21 protein-coding genes are annotated in these 24,050 nt (G+C 72.6%); 13 read left to right on the top strand and 8 right to left on the bottom strand.

All coding sequences use genetic code 11. The annotated features are described in order from the left end of the window. Positions 1–19 precede the first annotated feature (19 nt). Positions 20–991 carry a phosphate acyltransferase PlsX gene (plsX, locus tag ACTOQ3_RS12635; protein ID WP_440083575.1) on the top strand — a complete coding sequence of 324 codons (972 nt, stop codon included), beginning with the start codon at positions 20–22 and terminating at the stop codon, positions 989–991. 33 nt (positions 992–1,024) lie between these two features. Here plsX and ACTOQ3_RS12630 read toward each other — a convergent pair whose 3' ends face one another. Further along, positions 1,025–1,711: a spheroidene monooxygenase gene (locus tag ACTOQ3_RS12630; RefSeq protein WP_440083574.1), complete on the bottom strand. Its 687-nt coding sequence runs from the start codon at positions 1,709–1,711 to the stop codon at positions 1,025–1,027. Positions 1,712–1,733: 22 nt separating this feature from the next. Here ACTOQ3_RS12630 and ACTOQ3_RS12625 point away from each other — a divergent pair, with 22 nt between their 5' ends. Further along, the gene (locus tag ACTOQ3_RS12625; protein WP_440083573.1) at positions 1,734–2,348 is read left to right on the top strand and encodes a glycerol-3-phosphate acyltransferase; all 615 of its coding nucleotides are present in this window, start codon (positions 1,734–1,736) and stop codon (positions 2,346–2,348) included. On the opposite strand, the gene ACTOQ3_RS12620 is transcribed toward ACTOQ3_RS12625, so the two are convergent. From ACTOQ3_RS12620 to ACTOQ3_RS12610, 3 genes are read right to left on the bottom strand one after another with little or no spacing between them, the layout of a single operon-like run. Then, complete coding sequence (locus ACTOQ3_RS12620) at positions 2,299–3,576, bottom strand: glycosyltransferase family 2 protein (protein ID WP_440083572.1); 1,278 nt, start codon at positions 3,574–3,576, stop codon at positions 2,299–2,301. The genes ACTOQ3_RS12625 and ACTOQ3_RS12620 overlap by 50 nt on opposite strands. Further along, positions 3,573–5,066 (bottom strand): phytoene desaturase family protein, encoded by a 1,494-nt coding sequence (locus ACTOQ3_RS12615; protein ID WP_440083571.1) that lies wholly within the window; start codon positions 5,064–5,066, stop codon positions 3,573–3,575. The genes ACTOQ3_RS12620 and ACTOQ3_RS12615 overlap by 4 nt, the downstream gene beginning before the upstream one ends. Positions 5,067–5,100: 34 nt before the next feature. Continuing rightward, complete coding sequence (locus ACTOQ3_RS12610) at positions 5,101–5,925, bottom strand: carotenoid biosynthesis protein (protein ID WP_440083570.1); 825 nt, start codon at positions 5,923–5,925, stop codon at positions 5,101–5,103. A gap of 379 nt (positions 5,926–6,304) precedes the next feature. On the opposite strand from ACTOQ3_RS12610, the gene ACTOQ3_RS12605 reads away from it, so the two are divergent. Then, the gene (locus ACTOQ3_RS12605; RefSeq protein ID WP_440083569.1) at positions 6,305–6,904 is read left to right on the top strand and encodes a hypothetical protein; all 600 of its coding nucleotides are present in this window, start codon (positions 6,305–6,307) and stop codon (positions 6,902–6,904) included. A 217-nt stretch (positions 6,905–7,121) separates the two neighbouring features. On the opposite strand, the gene ACTOQ3_RS12600 is transcribed toward ACTOQ3_RS12605, so the two are convergent. From ACTOQ3_RS12600 to ACTOQ3_RS12585, 4 genes are all read right to left on the bottom strand, one after another. Continuing rightward, positions 7,122–7,763, bottom strand: coding sequence for a hypothetical protein (locus tag ACTOQ3_RS12600; protein ID WP_440083568.1), 642 nt, complete (start codon positions 7,761–7,763; stop codon positions 7,122–7,124). Positions 7,764–7,768: 5 nt separating this feature from the next. Further along, positions 7,769–8,095, bottom strand: a complete 327-nt coding sequence (locus ACTOQ3_RS12595) for a lantibiotic dehydratase C-terminal domain-containing protein (protein WP_440083567.1) — start codon at positions 8,093–8,095, stop codon at positions 7,769–7,771. Between the two features lie 99 nt (positions 8,096–8,194). Then, positions 8,195–10,405 carry an alpha/beta fold hydrolase gene (locus tag ACTOQ3_RS12590; RefSeq protein ID WP_440083566.1) on the bottom strand — a complete coding sequence of 737 codons (2,211 nt, stop codon included), beginning with the start codon at positions 10,403–10,405 and terminating at the stop codon, positions 8,195–8,197. Continuing rightward, positions 10,402–11,295, bottom strand: a complete 894-nt coding sequence (locus ACTOQ3_RS12585; RefSeq protein ID WP_440083565.1) for an ABC transporter ATP-binding protein — start codon at positions 11,293–11,295, stop codon at positions 10,402–10,404. Before ACTOQ3_RS12585 ends, ACTOQ3_RS12590 begins: the two co-directional genes overlap by 4 nt. Before the next feature lie 131 nt (positions 11,296–11,426). On the opposite strand from ACTOQ3_RS12585, the gene ACTOQ3_RS12580 reads away from it, so the two are divergent. The 10 genes from ACTOQ3_RS12580 to ACTOQ3_RS12535 all read left to right on the top strand — a co-directional run bounded on the left by ACTOQ3_RS12580 (position 11,427) and on the right by ACTOQ3_RS12535 (position 23,993). After that, on the top strand, positions 11,427–12,479 hold the full coding sequence (locus ACTOQ3_RS12580) for a sensor histidine kinase (protein ID WP_440083564.1): 1,053 nt from the start codon (positions 11,427–11,429) through the stop codon (positions 12,477–12,479). Further along, positions 12,467–13,135 carry a response regulator transcription factor gene (locus tag ACTOQ3_RS12575; RefSeq protein ID WP_440083563.1) on the top strand — a complete coding sequence of 223 codons (669 nt, stop codon included), beginning with the start codon at positions 12,467–12,469 and terminating at the stop codon, positions 13,133–13,135. Before ACTOQ3_RS12580 ends, ACTOQ3_RS12575 begins: the two co-directional genes overlap by 13 nt. Positions 13,136–13,678: 543 nt before the next feature. Continuing rightward, a complete protein-coding gene (locus tag ACTOQ3_RS12570) occupies positions 13,679–15,244 on the top strand; it encodes a class I adenylate-forming enzyme family protein (RefSeq protein WP_440083562.1) in 1,566 nt (521 codons plus the stop codon). A gap of 70 nt (positions 15,245–15,314) precedes the next feature. Continuing rightward, positions 15,315–16,883, top strand: a complete 1,569-nt coding sequence (locus ACTOQ3_RS12565; RefSeq protein WP_440083561.1) for an NAD(P)-binding domain-containing protein — start codon at positions 15,315–15,317, stop codon at positions 16,881–16,883. After that, the gene (locus ACTOQ3_RS12560) at positions 16,880–18,052 is read left to right on the top strand and encodes an alpha-hydroxy acid oxidase (RefSeq protein WP_440083560.1); all 1,173 of its coding nucleotides are present in this window, start codon (positions 16,880–16,882) and stop codon (positions 18,050–18,052) included. The genes ACTOQ3_RS12565 and ACTOQ3_RS12560 overlap by 4 nt, the downstream gene beginning before the upstream one ends. Beyond that, positions 18,043–19,548, top strand: a complete 1,506-nt coding sequence (locus ACTOQ3_RS12555; protein WP_440083559.1) for a cytochrome P450 — start codon at positions 18,043–18,045, stop codon at positions 19,546–19,548. Before ACTOQ3_RS12560 ends, ACTOQ3_RS12555 begins: the two co-directional genes overlap by 10 nt. Before the next feature lie 29 nt (positions 19,549–19,577). Further along, positions 19,578–20,918: a cation:proton antiporter gene (locus ACTOQ3_RS12550; RefSeq protein WP_440083558.1), complete on the top strand. Its 1,341-nt coding sequence runs from the start codon at positions 19,578–19,580 to the stop codon at positions 20,916–20,918. Positions 20,919–21,058: 140 nt separating this feature from the next. Next, the gene (locus ACTOQ3_RS12545) at positions 21,059–21,748 is read left to right on the top strand and encodes a response regulator transcription factor (protein WP_440083557.1); all 690 of its coding nucleotides are present in this window, start codon (positions 21,059–21,061) and stop codon (positions 21,746–21,748) included. Next, a complete protein-coding gene (locus ACTOQ3_RS12540) occupies positions 21,745–23,103 on the top strand; it encodes a sensor histidine kinase (protein WP_440083556.1) in 1,359 nt (452 codons plus the stop codon). The genes ACTOQ3_RS12545 and ACTOQ3_RS12540 overlap by 4 nt, the downstream gene beginning before the upstream one ends. 146 nt (positions 23,104–23,249) lie before the next feature. Beyond that, positions 23,250–23,993 carry a sulfite exporter TauE/SafE family protein gene (locus ACTOQ3_RS12535; protein WP_440083555.1) on the top strand — a complete coding sequence of 248 codons (744 nt, stop codon included), beginning with the start codon at positions 23,250–23,252 and terminating at the stop codon, positions 23,991–23,993. Positions 23,994–24,050: the final 57 nt, after the last annotated feature.

Genomic DNA, 24,050 nt, shown 5'->3' with positions numbered 1-24,050 from the left:
CCGTCGTCAGGAGGGCGTGATGTCGGAACCTGTGGTCGTCGACGCGATGGGCGGAGACCACGGACCGGTCGAGACGGTCGCCGGAGCGGTGGCGGCCCGGCGCGAGCTGGGGATCCCCGTGCTGCTGGTCGGCAGGGCGGCGGACATCCGTGCCGAGCTCGACCGCCACGGCGCCGTCTCCGAGATCGATGTGGTGCACGCCGAGGACGTCGTCCCGATGGCCGAGCGGGGCGCGGGGGCGGTCTCCTCCGCCACGACCAGCCTGACGGTCGGCTGCGATCTCGTACGGCGCGGAGCGGCGTCGGCGTTCGTGTCGGCCGGATCCACCGGCGCGGTCGTCTCGTGCGCCATCCGCGGCATCGGCCGCGCCACGGATGTCCTGCGGCCGGCCCTGGCCATCGCGCTGCCCTCGGTCACCGGCGGCGCCACCGTGCTGATCGACGCGGGGGCGACCTCCGACCCCACCCCGGAGATGATCGCCCAGTTCGCGCTGCTCGGCGTCTCCTACGCCCAGCTCGTGCTCGGCGTCGCCGACCCGTCGGTGGGCCTGCTGTCGATCGGCTCGGAACCGGGCAAGGGCAACCGGCTGACGCGCAGGGCCGGCGAGCTGCTTCCCGGCCTGCCGTTCCGCTTCCACGGCAACGTGGAGGGCCACGACGTGCTCGCGGGCACCGTGGACGTGATCGTCACCGACGGCTTCACCGGCAACGTGGTGCTCAAGAACGTCGAGGGCTCCGTGCGGGCCGCGCTGACGCTGGTGGCGCGGTCCGGTGTCGCCGGGGCCGAGGAGCTGCGGGAGGTGGCCCGCCGCTACGACCCCGAGACCCACGGCGGGGCGGCGCTGCTCGGGCTGAGCGGCACCGTCGTGGTCGCGCACGGCTCCTCGCGGGCGGCGACGATCGCCCGCGCCTGCGCGGTGGCGCACGACCTCGCCGAGGGCGGGGTCGTCACCCGCTTCGGGGAGCACCTCGCCGCGGAACCCGCCTGTTGAGCGGGAACGGGCGGCCGGGCGGAGCGGGCCGGGTCAGGCCAGCGGGTCGGCGCCGTCCCAGGTGCCCTCGCTGGCGTACGGGGAGAACCGGGCGAACAGCTCCTCGGAGTACCAGTCCTCCGCGCGCGTCCTGCCGATCACCCGCCGGTGCTCCCGTCCCCGGTGCGCGAAGTCCCGCACCGCGGCGGCGTCGCGCCACAGCGAGAACGTGCCCTGCCTGGCCAGCGGCCACTCGCCGACGCCGACCGAGGCCAGGCAGCCGTCCTGTTCCGCCAGGAGGCGGTCCACCCCGGGGACCGAGCGGTAGAACGCCACCAGGCGGGAGGGTCGGATCGACGCGCGGGTCAGCACGGCGACGGGGCCGCCTGGGCCGCCGGGATCGCCGGGATCGGGTCCCCGCGCGCTCCCGGGAAGAAGGCCGGACGGGCTCGTGGGGAGAGGGCCGAACGGGTCCACCCCGTTCCAGCGGCCACGCGAGGCGAGGGGAGCCAGCCGTACCTGCCAGGACTCCCGAGCCTCACTTCGCCAGCGCTCCGCCACCGGGGAGTCGCCCAGGAAGCGGTCCAGGTCCCGCTCGTCGCGCCACACCGCCAGCAGGGCCCAGCGGCGCAGGTCCGCGCCCACGCTCATCGAGGCCCCGCGGCCGGAGCCGAGCAGCCGCCAGAACCTCAGTCCCGGCGTGCTCCCCAGCACCGGCCGGTCGAACGCCATATACCGCATAGCCCTCATATCCACATATTTCGTGAGATGGAAGGAAGCGATGGTTCCCCTGCTCGTCTCGGTCATCGGCGGCTACCTTCTCGGATCCGTGCCGGTCGCCGTGCTGGTCGCCCGCGCGCACGGGTTCGACCCCCGCGAGGTCGGCGACCGCAACCCCGGCTTCTGGAATGTCCGGCGGCGGCTCGGCTGGCGGGCCGCCGTGCCGGTCTTCGCGGGCGACACGCTCAAGGGCACGCTCGCGGGGCTGCTCGGCCTGTGGGCCGGCGGCGCGCACCTCACCTGGCCCGGCGGGGTGAGCGGTGACAGCGTGCTGCCGGTGTATCTCGCGGTGGCCGCCGCCATGGCCGGGCACGCCTGGCCGGTCTTCGCCGGGTTCGCGGGCGGCCGGTCGGTCCTCGCCTTCGTCGGCGGCTTCGCCGTCATCTGCCCACCGGGTTTCCTGCTCGGGGTGGCAGCCCTGGTCGCGGTCGCCGTGGTGACGCGGTCCTTCGCGATCGGGGCGCGCGTCGGCGTCTTCGGCATCCCGCTGTTCCAGCTGCTCTTCGCGCCGGTCGTGTACGTGGCCGGGACCGGCCTGCTCATGTGCCTCATCGGGCTGCGCTTCGGTCAGGCGGCGCGGACCAGCCGCCCGTCGTGACCGGTGCCGTCTCCGGTCCCGGCCGCGCGTCCGGTCCAGGCAGGGTGCCGGATCCCGGCCGGTCGTCCGTCGCGGCCCCGCCGGAGCGGATGCCCGTCGTGCCCCGGCCTGACCGCGCGCCCGTCATGCCGGAGCCGGGGTGGGAGACCATCGTGGCGGCGGGATAGACGCGGCCCCGCCAGTTGCGCACCGGGCGGAGGGTGGCCTGCGTCAGCCGCAGGGCCGCCAGCGGGTCCAGCAGCGGGGAGAGCAGCACGCCCGGCCCCGGCCGCGTGTAGCTGCCGCGCAGCGCGCCGGCCAGCAGCAGCCGCACGGCCAGCAGGCCCAGGTCGAGCCGGGTGGGACGGCCGGCCACCAGCCGCAGCACGGGCAGCGCGGCGGCCAGCCAGACCACGGCCAGGTCGGCGGCCTGCCAGCCCGGCGCGGTGGCGTCGCGCAGCGACAGCGACCGCCCCCACTCCCGCCACACCCCGGCGGCCGAGTCGTGCATGTCGACCTCCAGCAGGCCCCCGGCGTCCAGGAACCCCACAGCCCAGCCGTCCGCCGCCAGGACCCTGGCCAGCGCCACGTCGTCGGCCATGTTCCCGCGTACCCGCGCGAACCCGCGGGCGTCCAGCATCGCCGTGCGGCGGAAGGCCGTGCACTGGCCGTTGGCCATCGCCCGGTGCGGGGCCGGGGGAGTGGCCGGCCCGATCGGGCCGAAGCGGTAGACCAGCGTCGCCAGGAACGAGGCGTGCAGCGCCTGCTCGACCGACCCGTCGCACACGAACCGGGGTCCCGCGCTCACCAGGTCGTATTCCCCCAGGGCCGCCGCGAGCGCGCCGAACAGTCCCGGCGCGGGCCGGGCGTCCGCGTCCAGGGTCACCACGACGTCACCCTCCGCCGCCTCGACGCCCTGCCGCAGCGCCCACTGCTTGCCCACCCAGCCGTCGGGGAGCGGCGCCCCCGTGACGACCTTCGCGCCGAGCCCGGCCGCCAGCCGTGCCGTGCCGTCGCGCGACTCGTCGTCGACGACGATGACCTCCGCGACGTCCGGATCGGCGAGCACCGCCGACAGGCACGGGCCGAGGCGGGCCTCCTCGTCGCGGGCGGGGATCACCACGGACACGCGCGGCGACGCCGTCCGTACGGGGGCCAGCGCGGGCCGGCGACGCCGCCCCCGGGCCAGCCTCACCGCCACGGCCAGCGCGGCGGCGGCCTGCAGCGCGGTCAGGAGCCTCATCTTCATGCCTCTCCGGCCGGGACGGCTCCGGTCCCGCGGCCCCGGCCGCCGGCCGCGCGGGGGGAGCCGGCGGGGAAGTCCTCCCGTACGAGCGAGGCGACGATGCGGGCGCCCATCGCGACCAGCGGCAGCCCGCCGCCGGGATGCGCGGAACCGCCCACCAGGTACAGGCCGTGCCGGGGACCCCGGTTGCCGGGGCGGCGGAAGGGCGCGAGCCTGCCCGAGTAGGCGCCGCCGTAGATCGAGCCGCCCCACGCGCCGTACCGGTCGCGCAGGTCGGCGGGGGTGAACAGGTCCACGAAGCGCAGCCGCCCCGACAGGTCGTGCCCTCTGGAGGCCAGGCGGTCGAGCACCAGGTCGCGGTACGCCTCCGGGGACATCGGCCACCGGCCGGGGTCGCGGGACGGGACGTTGACCAGCATGACCCAGTTCTCCGTGCCCGGCGGGGCCTGCGACGGGTCGTCCACGACCGAGCAGCCGATGTAGACGGTCGGGTCCTCCGGAGGCCTGCGCCGCCGGAAGATGTCGTCGAACTCCCGCTCGTAGTCGCCGGAGAAGACGATCGAGTGGTGGCCCAGCCCCTCGGTCCTGCCCTCCACCCCGGCCAGCAGCAGGAACGCCGAGGAGGAGGTGCCGAGCCCGGCGATGCGCCGCAGCCGCCGCCGGTCGGGCAGCAGCCGCCCGTACAGCGCCGCCGCGTCGGTGTTGGCGACCACGACGTCGGCGCGGTCGCGTTCCCCCGAGGCGAGCCGCACCCCGTTGACCCGCTCGGTGTCGGCGAGCACCTGGGTCACCTCCGCGCCAAGGACGACCTCCACCCCCGCCTTCTCCAGCATCAGGGCCAGGGCGTCGGCGATGCGGGGCAACCCTCCGGGGACGTACCAGCCGCCCTCGCCGTGCTCGATCGCCGGGACGCACCCCAGCGCGGCCGGGGCGCGGTACGGGCTGGAGCCCGCGTAGGTGGCGTAGCGGCCGACGTACTGGCGCAGGCGCGGGTCGGTGAAGAAGCGGCGGGCCAGCCCGTCGAGGGTCCGGCCCGGCGCCACCGCCAGCAGGTCCGACAGGCGGGCCTCGGCGGGCGGCCGGGTGAGCGGGCCGGTGAAGAAGGTGCGGCGCGACGCGTCGAAACAGTTCCGCGCCCAGTCGAGGAAGGCCAGCCAGGCGCGGCCCTCGCCGGGGGCGAGCCGGTCGACCTCGGCGGCCGTCCGCGCCGGGTCGCGGTACGCCGCCAGTGTCGAGCCGTCCGCGAAGCGGTAGCGGCACAGCTCGTCGAGTTCCACCAGGTCGAGTTCCAGCCCGAGGCCGGTGAAGACGGCGGGCAGGGTCAGCAGGGAGGGGCCGACGGAGAAGGTGAAACCGTCCCTGGTGTGCTCGGCGAGCTTGCCGCCCAGCCGGGGGAGCCGCTCGTACAGGCGCACCCGGTGCCCCTGCCGGGCCAGCAACAGCGCGGAGACCATGCCCCCGACGCCGCCGCCTATCACCGTTACCTCGGGCATCCGCGTTTCCTTCCGATGGGTGCGGCCGTCGACATCACGCCGGGCCCGCCCCGGGCAGCGGCCGTCTCCGGCGTCCACGCCGCCAGGCGAGCAGGGTGAACAGTCCCATCGAGAGCCCTCCGGCCGTGGCCACCAGCGGGTCCCGCGGGACGAAGACGGCCGCGAAGCCGATGGTCTCCATGACCGCCATCACCGTGTAGATCGACACCAGCCCGGCGCTCCACGCGGCGGGCCCGGCCAGTACGCGTTCCAGCAGGGTCATCACCAGCAGGGAGACGACGAGCCAGCCCGCGAAGTTGCTGAGGGGAACGTCCCGGTAGGGGCCGGGCTCGTGCCAGACCCACAGGCCCAGCCGGATCATCTGCGGGTCCAGGAACAGGTCCCAGGCGGTGAGGGCCAGCGCCCCCGTGACGATCCGCGCCGCCCTGGACCCCGGCGCGACGGCGGCGGCCGCCGCGTGGGCCGCCAGCCCCATGCCGCCCCACGCCAGCGCCACGATCACCGGCACCCCGCCGGGCGCGGGCCACAGCACGCCGGTGTAGTGGTAGTCGCCGAACGGCAGGCCCGTCCTGATCCCGACCCACTCGGCGGCGTACCCGGTCGCGACCACGGCCGCGAACGCCGAGACGGCCCTGGCGGGGGAGTGGGTCGCGCAGGCGAAGGCCAGCGCGCTCGCCGCCAGCAGCAGGACGACCACGCTGGTCAGCACGATCGGCCGGGGCTGCAGTCCCGAGGCGACCTGCGCGACGACCATCGCGGCCAGCAGCGCCGCGCCGAGCACGCTCGCCACGCGCGCTCGCGGTCTCACCGGCGAAGGCGGCTCCCGCACCGCCCCGCGCACGGGCCGTCCGCTGCTCATCTGGTGACTGTGCCCCATGGACGGTCATTCGATCGGCCGGATGCGGTCAGATTCACTTTGAGGTCACGATCTTTCACTTCGAGGTGACGATCTCCGGCGAGTGCGAGTGCGAGTGCGAGTGCGAGTGCGAGTGCGAGTGCGAGTGCGAGTGCGAACGCGAGTGCGAACGCGAGTGCGAGTGCGGTGTGGACGGTGCTCCCCGGTCCTCATGTCGGCAGGGTTTCCCCGCCTTCGCCCCGACAGGCTGTCCCGGTCTCGTCCCAGGCGTCCGCACATCGTGACGTGTAATCACCCTGCAAGGGCCGTGCATGCCCGGTGCTGTACAAACCTCTCACCACCTCGATCCGCCTCCTGCGCCCGGTTGAAAGGACGACCCAGCATGCGCACGACACGCTCCACGACCTCCGAGTGGAACGACCACGAGACGCTCCACGGCTTCGGGCAGGGGGCGGCGGGTGCGGTGGGTGCGGTGCGCGGTTTCGGCTCGTGGGCGTGGGTCCTCGCCGCGGCCCCGATCGCGCTGGCGCTGGTACTGATGGTGGCGTTCTCCGTGGGGAACGCCGCGAACGCGCCCGAGCAGACCGTCTATCCCGGGATCCGCAGCCTCTCCGTGGACACCGACCACGGGAACGTGGAGATCGTCGGCGCCGACGTCACCGACGTCCGCGTGACGCGACGCCACCACGGGGACGCCCCGCGCGGCGAGTCGTCGGGAGGCGGGTCCCTCGCCGTCGGTCTCCTGTGCGACGAGGGGTTCGTCTGCACGACGATCCGAGACACCCCGCGGGACCGTACCGACTACGCCTTCGTCGTCCCGGCGGGCATCGACGTCACCGTCCACAGCCGCAACGGCGACGTCGTCCTGCGCGGGCTCACCGGGAAGGTCGTCACCCGCCCGGGCAACGGCTCGATCACCCGCCAGGACGGCCAGGGCGCCCAGGGCGCCCAGGGCGCGCAGGATGCCCAGGGCGGCCAGTAACGACCAGGGCGTGGCCACGAGGTCTCCGGCGTTGACGGCCCGCGGAGCGCCCTGGCGCGGTGGGTGGGGGGTATGCGGGTCCAGGAACGCCGTAGGTGTGGATCAGCGACGAGGTCGCTTGAGCGGCTCGGCCGCTCCATGGAGCACCGAACCGCCTCGCCGACTCCTCCGGCGCGCCTGGATGATCGCCACTTCGGCCGGCGCAGACCAGGCGGCCCTACAACCCGTACTTACTCCAAAGAAATAGTGCTGCGCCATGAGTTCTCATGGACTGCCACTCTTTTGACGTCAGACTGCTTCTGATCTCGGTCAGAACCGGGGCGATATTGGCTTTGATGAGATATTCGGCCGTCATCACGTAAACCTGATTGAAGCAGTCGGCTTTCGTCTTCCGACTACTTTTCATTGCGATAATCTTCTTGCTCATATTATTGTAATATGGTTCGAACCTGCGCTGAAGGACTGTGAGGGCCTTTGTCAGCGGAACCCCGGAGGTCGATATGATCACCATTTGACTTGGGGTGAGAGTGTTCGGGGCGATGAGAGTGCCGAAGGACTCTTTAAAAGGTTTGTTGGCGTAGATGTCTTCCGCCATCGCGTCCAGGATTTTGGACAGCTGCTGATCGGTGAAGAATGTCGTCAGCAGGGTTTTGGTCTTATTGATGGCCGTCTGCTTGGACGTGATCAGGGTTTGCGGCCCCTGTAGCAGGCCCGGTTTGGCTGATATCGACGCGTGAGTAGCACCCATCGACGTCTGGGTCGGCGACGATGAAGCTGCGCTTGCCACTGAGGCATTCGCAAGGCAGACCGACACCGTGACGGCGGCGGCCAGAAGAGAGGTTCGGGGCACGGCCGTCACGTTACTCATTTCTTCGGTGCCCGTCCACGGCGACGTCTCGGCGCAGGGCTTGGATGAGCAGGGCGAAAGGCCCGCTGATGCCGTGGGCGATGCCAAGGTCGGCGTGCCCGCCGGGGAAATCGGATGACGTTTACCATCGCCGCACCGTGACCGTAGCGGCCGGTTTCCGGGTGGTAGGTGTCGAGCTCGATGTCCGGCACCAGGCCTTGCCCGCGCAGGCCTGTGGCCCACTCGGCGACCCTGGCGGCGGCGGCCTGTCCGTACCGGTCGGAAGCAGGCAGGCGTACGTACAGCCGCAGGTGCCGTCCGGTGGCCGGACCGGTCGAGGTCACCAGCGCCGACGCCGCGAACGCTCCCCTCGCCGACGCGGGCCGGAGCGGCCCGGAGCGGCCCGGAGCGGCCCGGAGCGGAACAGCAGGCCGTACGACGGATCAACTCTCCGCGCGACAGGCGGTGTCCCTGGGCGGCACGCGGAGGTCGATGAAGTACCGGTTGGCGTATGCGATCGTGCACGGGTCACCCGTGTGGTACAGCCCGTGCCCAGGCCCTTCGAAGCGGATCGTGCCCGACCCCGGTACCCGGAGGGCGAGGTCGGCGGTGTCCGCGTAGTCGGTCCACGTTCCCGCGCCGACGAACGGCGGCAACCGGTCCACGGGGAGAGGAGCGGCGGGGTTGCGGACCGGTTCCGGCCAGCCCACGCAGCCCAGGGGGTGCCACAGCTCGGAACCGGACAGATGCGGCGCGATCCGGTCGCCCAGGGCCCGCAAGCGGCGGTATTCGGCGTAGTCGCGATAGCGGATTCCGTCCAGGCAATGGGTCATGTTCATCCCGACGGGCGAGGGCGGCTTCAAGCTGCCCAGCGTTCCCGCCTTGACGTAGTCGGAAAATCCGGTGGCGTCTCCCTTTCCCGCCCGCCTGATCGCCTGGGCCAGTTCCTTCCACCGGGCGTTGTCCTCACCGGGCGTGACGAGGTCGGGCATGGCGGCCACGGTGATGTCGAAGCCGCTGTAGGCGACTCCCTTCTCGGCGGACACAGGAGAGCGGTCGGCCGCGGAGATGAGGTGATCCCAGGCGGTGCCGACGTCGCGTCCATGCAGTGCGCAGGCGGAGTCGTTCGCGCACCACTGGGAGAAGCGGGCGAACTGTGCCTCCATGAGGGTGTACCGTGCTCGATCCTGCTCGATCTTGTCCCGGAGCGTGTTGACGCTTCCGTCCAGGTACATCGCTCGTACCCGGCTGGGGAAGAGCCGGGCGTAGGCGATTCCGGGGACGCCGCCGTAGGAGGTGGCCATGAAGGTGAATCGTCGCTCGCCCATCGCCGCGCGGATCGCGTCGATGTCGCGCGCGAACGAGGCGGAGTCGAGGTGAGCGAACAGCTCAGGGTCGGCGGCTCGGCAGGCTTCGGCGGCCGCCCGGTTCGAGCGGGCCAGCGCGCCCCAGTCGCGCTCGCTGTCCGGTCTGGTGATCCACGGTCCGGTGGTGAGGCAGTCCTGGTCGAGGACGCCCAACTCGATGCCGTTGCGCGGAAGGAGGCTGACGACGTCGAAGCTGTCCCGGATCTGGGCGAAGCTGCCCGCGTGCCGCTCGAGGTCCTGCACTCCCGACCCGCCGGGCCCGCCGGGGATGGAGAACAGCACGCCGACGCGGTGGCGCCTGCCGGTGTGCGGCAGCATCGCGAGGGGGAGCGTGATCGTACGGCCCTGGGGTTCGGCCCAGTCGACCGGAACGCGGATCTCACCGCAGAGCATCTTGCCGCAGGGCTTCCACGCCAAGGTGGAAGCGGGAGGGACGGCGGCGGACACGGACGTGGCACCCACCAGGACGACGGTGGCGAACGAACCGGCCAGCAGCGGCCGGACGCGGCGTCCGCGCGGCGCGACGGCGACCGTCGCGGCGGCCAGGGCGGCCACGGTGTAGGCGGCCAGCAACGCGCCCGCGGAGGTCGGGGTGAGCAGGCCCTCGGCCGCGATCTGGGCGGGCAGCGCCCCGATGAGGTGCGCGCCGATCCGGTGGCCGAGCGGACGCGGCAGGGTCTGCGCGGCGACGGGCAGGATCACCAGTAAGGCCGTCAGCGTGACCAGGGTGCCCGCCGTGGAACGGATCGCCGTGCCCAGTCCGAGCCCGATGAGCGCGACCAGCGGCATCGAGGCACCGGTGATCAGCAGCCCCGCCAGGACGCCGGGCTCGGACAGGGAGGCGCCAAGCGTCTCCCCGCCCAGCAGGACCGTGTCCGCCCTGGTGCCGAGGACGGCCATGGTGGCGGCGTGCATGCCGAAGACCAGCACCTGCCCCGCGACCAGGCTCACGGCCACCAGGACCGGGATCTTCGCGAGGAGGAAGGTGTGGCGGGCCGGGACGGCTGTCAGACTGGTGCTGATGTGGCCCGTGCCGTACTCGGTGGTGACGGACAGCGCGCCGAGCGCGCCGATCACGAGGTAGGCGAAGGGCAGCCCGGTGTCCAGCCCGTCGCCCAAGCCGTCAAAGCGCCGCAGGTCCGCCCCCTGCTGGTTGTCGAAGCCGCGCGTGACCAGAAAGGCCACGCCCGCGCTGAGGCCTACCGCGGCCAGCGAGGAGACCAGCAGGTAGAGGTTGGTGCGTAGCGTCCTGAACTTCAGGAACTCCGCCGCGATCGCGTCCGTCATCGTGCCACGTACTCCCTGCTGTCGCCGGTCAGCTCCATGAACGCCTCCTCCAGGGAGGCCTCGCGCGGTGTGAGCTCGTACAGCGTGATGCCGTGGGCGAAGGCCAGCTCACCGATGCGCCTGGCCTCCAGTCCGGTCACCGCCAGCCCGTTCTCGGCCCGCACGACGCCCCCGTTGGCCCGCAGGACCAGCGCCAGCGCCGCCGGGTCGGCGGCGCGGACGAGCACGTCGCGGCGGTACCGCTCGGCGAGCGCCGCCATGGCCGTGTCGGCGATCAACCGGCCGCGCCCCACCACCACGACGTGGTCGGCGGTCATGGCCATCTCCGCCATCAGGTGGCTGGAGACGAGCACCGCCCGGCCCTCCGCGGCCAGCGCGCGCATCAGCTCGCGGATCCACCGCACGCCCTCCGGGTCCAGCCCGTTGACCGGTTCGTCGAACATCAGCGCCTCCGGGTCGCCCAGCAGCGCCACCGCGATCCCGAGCCGCTGCTTCATCCCCAGAGAGAACTTCGCGATCCGCTTGCCCGCCACGGACGTCAGCCCCGCCCGGTCGAGCACTTCGTCCACGCGGGCCAGGCCGATGCCGTTGCTGCGCGCCACGCACGCCACGTGCGCCCGTGCGGTGCGGCCACCGTGTACGGCTCCCGCATCCAGCAGCGCCCCCAGTGTCAGCAGGGGGCGCTTGAGCGAGGCGTAGGGCCGCCCGGCGACCAGGGCGGTGCCGGCCTGGGGGGCCTCCAGGCCGAGGATGGCTCGCATCGTGGTGGACTTCCCGGCGCCGTTGGGGCCGAGAAAGCCGGTCACCCGGCTCGGTTTCGCGGCGAAGGTGAGCCCGTCCACCGCGATGGCGTCGCCGTACCTGACGGTGAGGTCGTTGGCTTCGATCACGGATCCAGCCTCGCCGCGGTGTGCCCGCGTCCTCCATCGGCCCACGCCCACCACGTGAGGCGGGATTTCCCACCCTGGAAGGTGGGGCTGGGCCTACCGTGTGGCGGATGATCAGAGGGCAGACTGGCGGGGTGAGCGGAGTCAGGAGGGGGTTGATCGCAGCGGCCGGGGTGCCGCTGAACGCGATCATGGGCGTGGCGGTGGTTCTTGCCTGGGTGCCGGACATCCGCAGGGCTCTCATCTCACTGCAACGAGCGTGGGCGGGAGCGGCGCTGGGCCGGGCCGTCCCCGCGGGTGGGTCCGGGCCGCGTGTCCTGGCCTGGCTGGCGATCAACACCGTCGTCGGCCCGGCCCTGCTGATGGCGGTGGCCGCCGTGGTGAACACGGTGGGCGTCATCTTCTCCCTGCGGCCCGCCGTCAACGGTCCCAGCGTGACCTTCACGCTCAGCCTGGCGCTGCTCACCCTCTCGGCACTCGCCTTGATCATCGCCGCTCTCATGGGACTGGCCGAGGCCCGGCTCGCCGAACTACTCCTCGGCGACGGCGGCCCGCTGGCGCAGCGGGTGCGAGAGCTGACCGTCTCCAGGGCCGCCGCCGTCGACGCGCGGGCGGCCGAGCTACGCCGGATCGAGCGCGACCTGCACGACGGCGCGCAGGCCAGGCTCATCTCCGTACGGATGAGCCTCGGCCTGGCCAGGAACGCCGGCGACCCCGAGCAGGCCCGCGAGCTCATCGAGGAGGCATGGGAGTCGGCCGGTCAGGCGCTTGCCGACCTGCGCGACCTGGTGCGCGGCATCCACCCGCCCGTGCTCGCCGACCGCGGCCTGACGGGCGCGATCGAAGCGGCCGTCCTGCTCTGCCCCGTCCCGGTCGCGACGGACCTCGCCCTGACCGGCCGCCCCGAGCCGCCGGTCGAGTCCGCGCTCTACTTCGCCACCGCCGAGGCCATGTCCAACGTCACCAAGCACAGCCACGCCACCCGTGCCTGGGTACGGCTGAGCCACACCCGCGACGGCCTCCGCCTGGTCGTCGGCGACGACGGGCACGGCGGCGCGGATCCGGCGGCGGGCACCGGACTGCGTGGGATCGCGCAGCGCCTGTCCGCCTTCGACGGCACGCTGGCCGTGTGGAGCCCGCCGGGTGGCCCTACCGTCCTCACCATGGAGCTGCCGTGCGGGTTGTGATCGCCGAGGATCTTGTCCTGCTGCGCGACGGCCTGATCCGGCTGCTGTCGGCGCACGGCTTCGAGGTCGTCGAGGCGGTGGACAACGGCCCCATGCTCCTGGCCGCCCTGGTGGAGCAGAGCCCCGACGTGGCCGTCATCGACGTACGGCTCCCGCCCACCTTCACCGATGAGGGCCTGCGCGCCGCCCTGGAGGCCCGGCAGCGCCGGCCAGGGCTTCCTGTGCTGATCCTGTCGCAGTACGTCGAGCAGCTCTATGCCCGCGAACTCCTCTCCGACCGGTCGGGCGGCATCGGGTACCTCCTGAAGGACCGCATCGGCGACGTGGCGGAGTTCGTCGAGGCGGTCCGCCGGGTCGCCGGCGGCGGCACCGCCATGGACTCGGAGGTGATCTCCCAGCTCCTGACCCGCCGCTCGAGGGACGAACCCCTGGCGGAGCTGACCACCAGGGAGCACGAGGTCCTCGCCCTGATGGCGGAGGGCCTGTCCAACCTGGCGATGGCGACCCGCTTCGGGGTCACGGACAAGACGATCGGCAAGCACACCAACAACATCTTCGCCAAGCTCGGCCTCCCGCCCTCTGACGACCACAACCGCCGCGTCATGGCCGTCCTCGCCTACCTTCAGGCGGGCCCCATGTCTCCGAACCCGTCTTAGGGCCTGTACTTCGCGCCGTCCCGGCTCGTGTCAAGGTCCGGCCGCCGGTCAGCCGCCCGCGCACCCGCCCTGCCGCGGTGGCCGCCGACGAGGCCTACTCCTCCCGGTCCGGTGGGGGAGCCGCAGGCTCAGCGCCCGAGGAGTATCAGGCGCAGCCGCCTGCCGAATCTTCCGCGCCGGAACGCCGCGCGTTCGTTGACCCGGGGAAAGGGCCCGTCCGGCCGAAGCCCGCACCGATCACCTTCACGTCGTGCTCCCCTCGGTGTTCCGGTGGTACGTCCATGGTCGCTCTCCGGAGCCCGGATGGCCTTCCCGCGGTCGGTCCCCATCCCGGGCGGGAGCTCTGATGATTCTCTGATCTGCGCTGTCTAGCTTCGTGGTGAGCGACATACCGGTTATACGACGGCACACCGCTTCAGACGAGTCCAGAAGCCCGCCGCAGGGACCCGGAAACGCCTCGGAAGAGACCAGGGAAAGACCCCGAAGAGATCCGGAACCGCGAAGACGCCGCGCCGACCCGCGTGAAACCAGAGGAGCCGAACCATGAGTGGTCCCGCCGAGCCGCCGTTCCCGCACTCCCTTCTCGAAGCGCTGCGGAGCTCGCCCGACGACCCGGCCTTCGAGCAGGGAGACAGGATCGTCTCGCGAGGTGAGCTGCTGGAGACGATCCGGCGGCTGGCGGGGGCGATGCTCGACGCCGGGCTGGGCCCCGGCCGGGCCGTCGCCGTCCGCACGGCCGTCTCCCCCGAGGCGTTCGCCGCCCACATGGCCGCCCACGCGCTGGGCTGCCGGGTCGTGGGCGTCCGGCCCGGCTACCCGGAGGGGCATCTCGCCCACGTGCTCGGGATGGAGGTCGACGCCCTCCTCGTCGACCGGTCCACCGTGACGCCGGAACTGCTCCGGGCCGCCGGCCCCGTCACGCTGCTGTCGCTCGGGCCGTGTCCCCCGCCGCTGCCGGCGTCGGCGATCGACCTGCTCGCCGACACCGGCACCGGCGAGGGGCGGCCCCTCGTCGTCGCGGCCCGTCCGGACGACGTGGCCGCCCTGACCTTCACCAGCGGCAGCACCGGCCGCCCCAAAGGCTGCGCGATCACCTATCGCGCGCTCGGCGAGCACTGGTCGTGGCAACCCCGCCTGTGGTCCCCGGTCACGGACGAGCTCGCCTCGGCCTTCGGGCGCTACATGCTGTTCGGCACCCTGGCCAGCATGGTGGTCATAGAGTTCCTGGGGCTGTGCCTGCTGGGCGGCGGCACCGCGGTGATCCCCGAGGACGACGGGCGGCCCCTGTTCCCGTACGCGATCGAGCGTCACCGGATCACCGGCTCCATCGTGACCGTGCCGCGGTTGTGCCAGATGCTCGACCTGCTCAGGAAGGAGCCGGTCGACGTCGGCTGCCTGCGCGCGCTGATGGTCTCCGGGTCGCCGCTCGGTCCGGGGCGTCTGGCGGAGGCTGTGAACAGGCTCGGTCCCGTGGTCTACCAGGGGTACGGGCAGACCGAGGTGGGCCTGATCTCGTTGCTCACCCCCGGGGACATCGCCGCGTTCCCGGACCAGGCCCTGGCTTCGGTCGGGCGGCCGAACTCGGGCGTCGAGATCAGCGTGCGCGACGAGGAGGACCGCGAGGTGGCCGTGGGGGACACCGGTGAGATCCACGTGCGCAGCCCGTACCTGATGTCGGGTTACTGGGGGGATCCGGAGGAGACCCGCGCCACCCTGCGGGACGGCCGGCTGCGCACCCGGGACCTCGGCCACCTGGACAAGGAGGGTTTCCTGCACCTCGCCGGCCGGACCCGCGACGTGATCATCGTCAACGCGATAGTGGTGTACGCGGGAGCCGTCGAGCGGGTGCTGAGCGGCCATCCCGACGTCGCCGAGGCGTACGTGGCCGGGGCCCCGGACGAGCTGACGGGAGAGGCCGTCCACGCGTTCGTCGTACCGGCCGAGGGCGCGGTTCCGGACTGCGATGCCCTGGCCGCGCTGGTGGGCGACGAACTCGGTGAGGGCAGCGTCCCCTGGACGATCACGGTGCTGCCCTCCGTCCCGGTCGCCGCGAGCGGCAAGCCCGACAAGCGCGCGCTGCTGGAACTGCTCGACCCGCGGGCTCTCTGATCGTTCTCTGAGAATTCCCCGCCAACACTGGGGACGTCCGTTCGACCGGATCGCTGTGACGGAGGTGTACGTGCCGGACAATGCGCTGGACTACGTGGTGATCGGTGCCGGCCCCGCGGGGCTGCAGCTGGGGTACTTCCTCGGCAAGGCGGGACGGAGCTACCTGATCCTGGAGGCGGGCCCCGCGCCGGGCACCTTCTTCCGGACCTTCCCGCGCCACCGACAGCTCATCTCGATCAACAAGAGGTACACCGGGTCGGACGACCCGGAGCTCAACCTCCGGATGGACTGGAACTCGCTGCTGTCGGACGATCCCGGCCTGCTGTTCACCCGCTACAGCGACCGCTACTTCCCCGAAGCCGACGACATGGTCCGCTACCTCGCCGACTTCGCCGCGGCCTGCGACCTGCGCGTCACCTACGACGCCCGCGTCTCCCAGGTCACCCGCGCCTCCGGCACGGGCCACTTCCTGGTGACCGACGAGCGAGGCCGGACCCACGAGGCCAGGCGGCTGGTCGTCGCGACCGGGGTCAGCCGGCCCAACATCCCGTCCATACCGGGCATCGAGACGGCCGAACCCTACGGCACCGTCTCCACCGACCCGTCCGACTACGTGAACCAGCGGGTGCTCGTCATCGGCAAGGGCAACTCGGCGTTCGAGACGGCCGACAGCCTGGTCGCGACGGCCGCGGTGATCCACGTCGCCGGGCCGAACTCCATCCGGCTGGCGTGGCGCACCCACTTCGTCGGGCACCTGCGCGCGGTCAACAACAACTTCCTCGACACCTACCAGCTCAAGTCCCAGAACGCGGTGCTGGACGGCGACGTCAAGCGGATCGAGCGCCAGGCCGACGGCTCGTACCTGGTGACGGTGAGCTTCGTCCGCGCCGACGAGGTCACCAAGGACATCCCGTACGACAGGGTCATCGTCTGCGCGGGCTTCCGGATCGACGCCTCGATCTTCTCCGACGAGTGCCGCCCGGAGCTGACGATCAACGACAGGTTCCCCGCGCTCACCCCCGCCTACGAGTCGGTGAACGTGCCCGATCTCTACTTCGCCGGGACCGTGACGCAGTCCCGCGACTTCAAGCGCGGCACCAGCGGGTTCATCCACGGCTTCCGGTACGGCACCCGGGCGCTGCACCGCATCCTGGAGAACAGGTACCACGGGGCCGGGTGGCCCGGTCACGAGCTCCCGGCCGATCCGGAGGCGCTCGCGGCGGCGGTGCTCGAACGGGTCAACCGCAGCTCGGCGCTGTGGCAGCAGTTCGGGTTGCTGGGCGACGTCGTCGTCCTCGACGGCCACGGCGGGGCGCGCTATCTGGAGGAGCTGCCGGTCGACCTGGAGGGACCGCCGATCGGCGACGGCGGCCACTTCACGATCACGCTGGAGTACGGGCCGGAGCACGACCAGGTCGACCCGTTCGACATCGGGGTGGGCCGGATCCGGCAGAACGACGCCGAGCGCGCCGCCGAGGGCCACTACCTGCACCCGGTGGTGCGGTACCACCGGGCCGGCGCGCCGACGGCCGTCCACCACGTCACCGAGAACCTGGAGAACGAATGGACCTCCCGGGAGACCCACGTGGAACCGCTCCGCGCGTTCTTCGCCCGCCAGGTCGCCTCGGTCCCGGCGTGACGGACGCGAGAACGCCGTGCGTGGCGGGTGAGCGCCCCCCGCACGTGGCGGACGCGAGAACGGCGCAGGGGGCGGGTGAGCGCCCCCCGCATGTGGCGGACGCGAGGACACGGGCGGCCCCGGCGGCCCCGCGTACCCTCCGCGAGTTCGAGGCCGCGGCCCGCGCGCGCCTCGCCCCGGAGTACTACGACTACTTCGCCGGCGGGGCCGGGGACGAGGTCACCGTACGGGCCAACGAGGCCGCGTTCGGAAGGCTCTCCCTGCTGCCGCGGGTGCTGCGCGGCGCAGGGAGACCCCGGACCGACGTCACCCTGCCCGGCGGCCGGGCGGCCATGCCCGTGCTGGTGGCGCCGACCGCGTTCCACCGGCTCGCCGACCCCGAGGGCGAGCGGGCCACCGCGCGGGCGGCGGCCACCGCCGGGACGATCATGATCGTGAGCATGGCCTCCACCGTCGCCGTCGGGGACGTGGCCGCGGCGGCGCCCGGGGCCACCCTGTGGTTCCAGTTCTACGTCCAGCCGGACATGGCCTTCACCGAGACGCTCGTGCGGCGCGCCGAGGCGGCCGGGTGCCGGGCGCTGATCGTCACGGTGGACTCACCGGCCCACGGCCTGCGGGACCGGGAGCGGCACCACGGCCTCCAGGACCTGCCCGAGGGCATGGCCTGCGAGAACCTGCGCGACGGCGGGCGGGTGCGGCCGATCGTCATGTCGCCGGAGATCTCCTGGGAGCACATCGACCTGCTCCGGGAGATGACGGCGCTCCCGATCGTCCTCAAGGGCGTCGCGCATCCCGCCGACGCGCGCCTGGCGCTCGACCACGGCGTCTCGGGGTTGCTGGTGTCCAACCACGGAGGCCGCCAGCTCGACACGGTCCCGGCCGCCGTCGACCTGCTGCCGGAGATCGTGGCCGCCGTCGGCGGGGCCGTCCCGGTGCTGATGGACGGCGGCGTCCGGCGCGGCACCGACGTGCTGAAGGCGATGGCGCTGGGCGCCGCCGCGGTCGCGGTCGGCCGCCCGGTGATCTGGGGGCTGGCCGCGGACGGCGAGCGCGGCGTGACCCGTGTCCTCGACCTGCTCCGCTCGGAGGTCGAGCACGCGCTCACCCTGTGCGGCTGCGCGTCGGTCCACGATCTCGATCCGGGCATGGTGCGACGGTCATGCCGGTGACCGCGCCGGTCAGGGCGGTGGCGGTGGCGGTCGCCGCCGCCACTGTGCTGAGCCTGCCCCGATGGCTCCCCGCCAGGATCGTGGCGTTGCGGACGCGGGTCTTCGCCCGGATCAACGGGGAGGAGGGGATCACCGTCCCCGGAGACCTGGTCGGCGTCGAGAGGTTCAGGGAGATCTACTCCCACCCGGCGGCCGGCGGCCGGAGCAGGGGAGCCGCGCTGTCGGACCTGTTCTGGTACTGGCTGTCGCCCGGTGCCGAGATGCACCAGGAACACATCGAGGCGGGAGAGCGGTACGACGCGGTCGCCCGCGCCACGCGCGGCTTCCTGTCCGTGCCGCGCGTGGAGGCCGAGGAGCTCACCCGCCGCTGCGTCGCCCGGACGCTGCGGGACGCGGGGGGACTGGTCCGGCTGCGCGACCTGATGATGCCGGTCTGGGCGGAGTTCTACTACGAGCTCGTCTTCGGCGAGCCGTGCCCGCCGGCGGCGCGTGACCTGATCGTGGGCAACGCGGACGACGTCGTCACCGCGCTCAAGTGCTGCGGGCTGCGGCACATGGACCGGCGCGACCGGCTGACCCGGCACCTCTCCGGCCTGCTGCCCAGGGTGCGGGACCGGCTCCCGGCGGGGTTGTCGGCCCGGGAGCAGGCCCTCTATCTGCAGGGAGCCTTCTTCAACACCGCGGTCGTCCAGATGTCGGAGGCCATGGCCCACCTGCTGATGGTCCTCGCCCAGCACCCGGACGCCCAGGCCGGGGTGCTCGCGGGCGACGAGCGCCACCTCGACCGCGTCATCTCCGAGACGCTGCGGCTCTACCCGCTCTTCGGTGTCGCCCACCGCATCACCACCGGCGACATCCCCCTCGACGAGCGCACGACGATCCCGGCCGGCTCGGTGCTGTGCTTCGACTATCCCGCCTTCCACCGCGAGGGCTTCCCCGACCCCGACCGTTTCGATCCCGGCCGTTTCGGCACGGACCGCTCGCACGCGGACTACTCGCATCTGGACCGTTCGGGCCAGGTCCGTCCGGAGCCGGACCGCTCAGGCCGGGACGGTCCCGCTTCTGATCGCCCGGCCCCCGGCTGCCCCGCCTCCGGCCGTCCCCGCCCGGGCCGGCCCGCGGTCCGGGAGCTCAACCACATCCCGTTCGGCGTCGCCGCCAACCGCCCCTGCCCCGCCTGGAGGCTGGCGCCGATCACCATGCGGGTCGCGGCGCGGGAGGTCCTGCGCGCGTACGCCCTCGACTCCTCCGCCTCCCACACCCGGTCGATGCCCAACCGGGGACCGTGCCTGCTCGTTCCGCGGGGTGTCCCCAAGGGGGCGGCCCATCGGGCGGCGCTGGTGTTCATGCGGTTCCGCGACCGCTGGGAGGACGTCTGGCGCAGCCTCGTACAGCTCGTCCTCGGCACCTACATGGTCTGGGACGCGCGCAGGCAGCGGCTGTGTGAGCGCCACTTCGCGGAGGCCGACCGTTCGGCCGCCGCGAAGAGCAGATGATCGTCCGGACCACGAGCGGAGAAAACGGTATGCCCACCCTGGCGCAGGTCACCGCCGGTGACCCGAACCTCGAACTGATCCTCAAAGTCCTGCCCGCCCTGGTCGTCATCCTGCTGGCCGCGGCGATATGCGGCCGGCTGGCGCTCATGATGATGCAACCGCGGGTCCTCGGCGAGATGGTCGCCGGCGTCCTCCTCGGCCCGACGCTGTTCGGCCAGTTGTTCCCCGAGGCCCAGGCGGCCGTGTTCCCCGCCGAGGTCAGGCCGGTCCTGTACGTGCTGAGCACCATCGGGCTGACGCTGTACATGTTCCTGGTCGGTGCCGGGCTGGACCACGGCGCGTCGCCGCCCGGCCAGGGCCGCCGGGCGGCGACGCTGGCGTTCTCCGGTATCGTCCCCTCCCTGCTCCTCGGCTCCTGCGTCGGTCTGCTCCTGTGGGACATGCTCTCGCGCCCCGACGTCAGCCGGTGGGAGTTCGCCCTGTTCGTCGGGGGAGCGCTGTCGCTGACCGCGTTCCCCATGCTGGCCAGGATCCTGTACGAGCGGGGGCTGGAGAACTCCCCTCTCGGAAAGCTGACCCTGGTGGCGGCCGCCATCGACGACGCCCTCGCCTGGTGCATCCTCGCCGTGCTGTCGGCGATGCACCTCGACGCGGGTCCCGGCGACGCGGTGCGCACCATCGCCCTGACGGTGCTGTTCGCGGTGGTGATGCTGAAGGTGGTCGCGCCGCTGCTGCGGCCCCTGGGCGAGGGCGTCGCGCGGACCGGCCGGATCGGCCCCGGCGCCATGTACGTCGTCGTCCTCGTCCCCCTCACGGCGGGCTGGCTCACCGACTGGATCGGGGTCTACGCGGTCTTCGGCGGCTTCCTCGCCGGGCTGGCGATGCCCCGCGACGCGGCGTTCCGCCGGGCGCTGCACGGCCGCATGATGGACGTCGTCTCGACGCTGCTGCTGCCGGTCTTCTTCACCTTCTCCGGGCTGAACACCCATCTCGACGGCATCACCGGCGGTCCCATGCTCCTGGCGTTCGCCGCGATCCTGGCCGCGGGTTTCTGCGGGAAGTACTTCGGCTGCTCGCTGTCGATGAGGGCCCTGGGATTCGGCTGGCGCGAGTCCTACGCGGTGGGGGCGCTCATGAACGCGCGGGGGCTGATGATCCTCATCTTCATCAACATCGGCCTGGCGCAGGGCATGATCACGCAGGAGCTCTTCGCCATTCTCGTGCTCGTGGCCATCATCACCACCGCGGGAGCCTTGCCGCTGTACAAACTGGCGCTGCCGGAGCGTTACGAACGTGCCCACGAATCCGGGCCCGCCGGCCCGGACACACGCTCCCTGGAGGAACAGGCCGAGAAATCCCATTCCTCGTGACCGCTCGAATACGTTGAACGCCTGAACGCAGTACAGATATCGTTTTGTGATCAGCCGAACACGGTGTGAGCATTGCCGTGTAACTTTCAATTATTCTGGTAACCCTGGTAATTCGGCGGGAGGAATGCCACGGTTGTTCCGTGGCTGTGACATCGGGGACATCCGGCACGCTCGCTCGCCGGCTGCTCCTCGTCGAGGACGACCCCGAGCTCGGGCACATGCTTGTCGGGTTGTTCACCGAGCAGGGATACATGGTCGACCTGGCCCCGGAGGGACAGCGCGGTCTTCACCTGGGCCTGAGCCGCCCGTACGACGTGATGATCGTCGACCGGGGTCTCCCGGTGGTCGACGGCATCGAGTTGCTGACACGGCTGCGCCGCCGGGCCGTCACCGTGCCGGTGCTCGTGCTGACCGCCTTCGGCACGGTCGCCGACCGGGTCACCGGGCTCGACGCGGGCGCCGAGGACTATCTGGTCAAGCCGTTCGAGATCGAGGAGCTGCTGGCCAGGGTGCGGGCGCTGCACCGCAGAAACCTCGACCACGCCAGGCTGCTGCCGCTCGGCGCGGGCTGGCTGGACTCCGATTCCCACACCGTGGGGCTGCCGACCGGCGAGCAGGTGACGCTCTCGGGGCAGGAGTGCCGGCTGCTGAGCGCGCTGGCGACCCGTCCGCGGCAGGTGCACACGCGCGCCTCGCTGCGCCAGCGCGTCTTCGACGGCGCCCGGACGGAGTCGATCGTGGACACCTACGTCTACTATCTGCGCAACAAACTGGGGGCGGACGTCGTACGCACCGTGCGGGGTGTGGGATACCGCCTGGGCGGGCTGTGAGGAGGCGTCCGCCCCACGAGCCGGAGCGGTACCTGCTGCTCCGGGCCCGTCGCCGGGTCACCATGCAGGTGGCGGGCGCGATCTCCGTGATGCTCGCGCTCGGCGGGATGATGGTGTACTGCGTCATCACCAGCGACCAGGACACCTCGGCGCGGCGCGACCTGGCCGTCGCGGCCCAGCACGCGTACCTCTCGCGGCCCCCGCCCTGCGTCTGGCTGTTCGAACTGCACGGCGGCACCGTGCTGAGGTCTCCCGGCGCGCCGGCGGTGCTGCCGGTGCGTGCCGCGCTGCATCAGGCCGCCGCCGGACGCGAGCCCCGGGTCGGCCGGATCGAGATCGCCGGGCAGTCCTATCTCGTCCACACCCAGCGGCGCGGCGGCGTGGCGGTCCAGGCGGCGATGGACCTGCGCTACCAGGCCGCGGAGCGGCACCGGCTGCTGCGCACGCTCGCCGCCGCGGAGCTCACCGGCCTGCTGGCCGCGCTGATGATCGGCCAGATCGTCGCCCGGGGGGCGATCGCGCCCCTGGGCGAGGCCCTGGCCCGCCAGCGCCGGTTCGCCGCGGACGTCAGCCACGAGCTGCGCACCCCGCTGACCCGCCTGCACATCCGCGCCCAGATCGTCGCCCGCGGGTTGCGGCGGGAGACCGACCCGCTTCTCGCCGCGGCCGAGGTCGACCAGCTGGTGAACGGCACCCGGCAGCTGGGCGACGTGGTCGAGGACCTGCTGCTGACGGCCCAGTTCGGCCAGCTGCGGCGGCCGTTCGCCCCGGTCGACCTCGCCGCCCTGGCCGAGGAACTCGCGCTGGCCGAGGCGGCCCGCGCCGAGGCGCACGGCGTGACGATCGAGGTACGGCGCCAGGGGCCGGGCGGCCACGTCGTGTGCGGGGCGCAGTCCGCGCTGCGCAGGGTGATCTCCGCGCTCCTCGACAACGCGCTCACCCACACCCGCGCGGGCGGCCACATCTGGGTGGTCCTCTCCAGCGGCCCGGAGACGGTCCGGCTCGACGTCCGCGACGACGGCGTGGGCCTCGACCCCCGCGACGCCGAACGTCTCTTCACCCGGTTCGTCGGCGGATCCCGAAGCGGGGGCCTGGGCCTCGGTCTCGCCCTCGTCCGCGAGGTGGTCGACGGCCACGGCGGGACCGTCACCGCGGACGGGCGCCCGGGAGCCGGGGCGGTGTTCACCGTCCGGCTCCCCGCGGACCCTGCCGGGGCGGCGCGGTTCCCGTACCTCCCGGAGCCCGTGGGCCACCCGGCCACGCGGCCGGAGGACTCAGGCGGCGGACCCCACCTGGAGGGCCGAGGCGTGCCCGGCCGGTCGGGAGCCCGCTCCGGTCCCGGGCCGGAGCCGTGACCCCGTACCGGTGCGCCGACCCGCGTCCGGCACCTCGCGAGATCGGACGATCACTCTGAAAGGCGATGAAGCCTCAACCGGCCGACGAAGGGATGGGCTGGGGGCCGGGGCACGCCGTGCGGGAGCGTGTGATTGGCTATGGCCCCGTGGACGTCGCTGAGATGCTGGGACTGCTCGGGGCCGGGACTCTGGCCGGGGTGGTCGGCACGGTGGTGAGCCTGGCGTCGATCGTCTCCTACCCGGCACTGCTCGCGTTCGGCCTGCCCCCGCTGGCCGCGAACGTCACGAACACGGTGGCGCTGACGTTCCACGGGGTGGGCGCGACGCTCGGGTCGCGGCCCGAGCTCGCCGGGCAGGGCGGCAGGGTCATGCGGCTCGGCGTGACGACGCTGATCGGCGGGGCGGTGGGATCGGCGCTGCTGCTGATGACCCCTTCCGACACGTTCGAGGCGATGGCGCCGTGGCTGATCGCCATCGCCGCGCTGCTGCTGATCCGCCCGCCCAGGGTCGGGGGAGGGTTCGGCGGCGAGGACGGGTGGGCGGCGCGCGCCGCGCTGTTCGGCGTCGCCGTCTACATCGGCTACTTCGGGGCCGCGGGCGGGATCCTCATGTTCGCGGTGCTCTCCGCCGTGCTCGACCAGGCGCCGGTCAGGGTCAACGCGATCAAGTCTGTCGTGTCCTCGCTGGCGAACGCGGCGTCCACGGTCGCCTTCGCCCTCTTCGGCCCGGTGCAGTGGTCGGCGGTGGCGCCGCTCGCGCTGGGATTCTTCCTCGGAGGCCTGCTCGGGCCGCCGATCGCCCGCCGCCTGCCCGGCCGCGCGCTCCGGTTCGGCGCCGCCGCCTGCGGGCTGCTCGTCGCGATCAAACTCGGCGCCGACGCCTACATGTGAGCCGCCCGAGGGGACTCGCACCAGTCGACAAGCCTTTCCACGCAGGTGCCGAGGACC

This window comes from Streptosporangium sp. LJ11 (genome assembly GCF_051918945.1).
GTDB lineage: Bacteria > Actinomycetota > Actinomycetes > Streptosporangiales > Streptosporangiaceae > Streptosporangium.
Note: the sequence above shows the minus strand (reverse complement) of the source record. Positions and strands in the feature narration are given on the sequence as shown.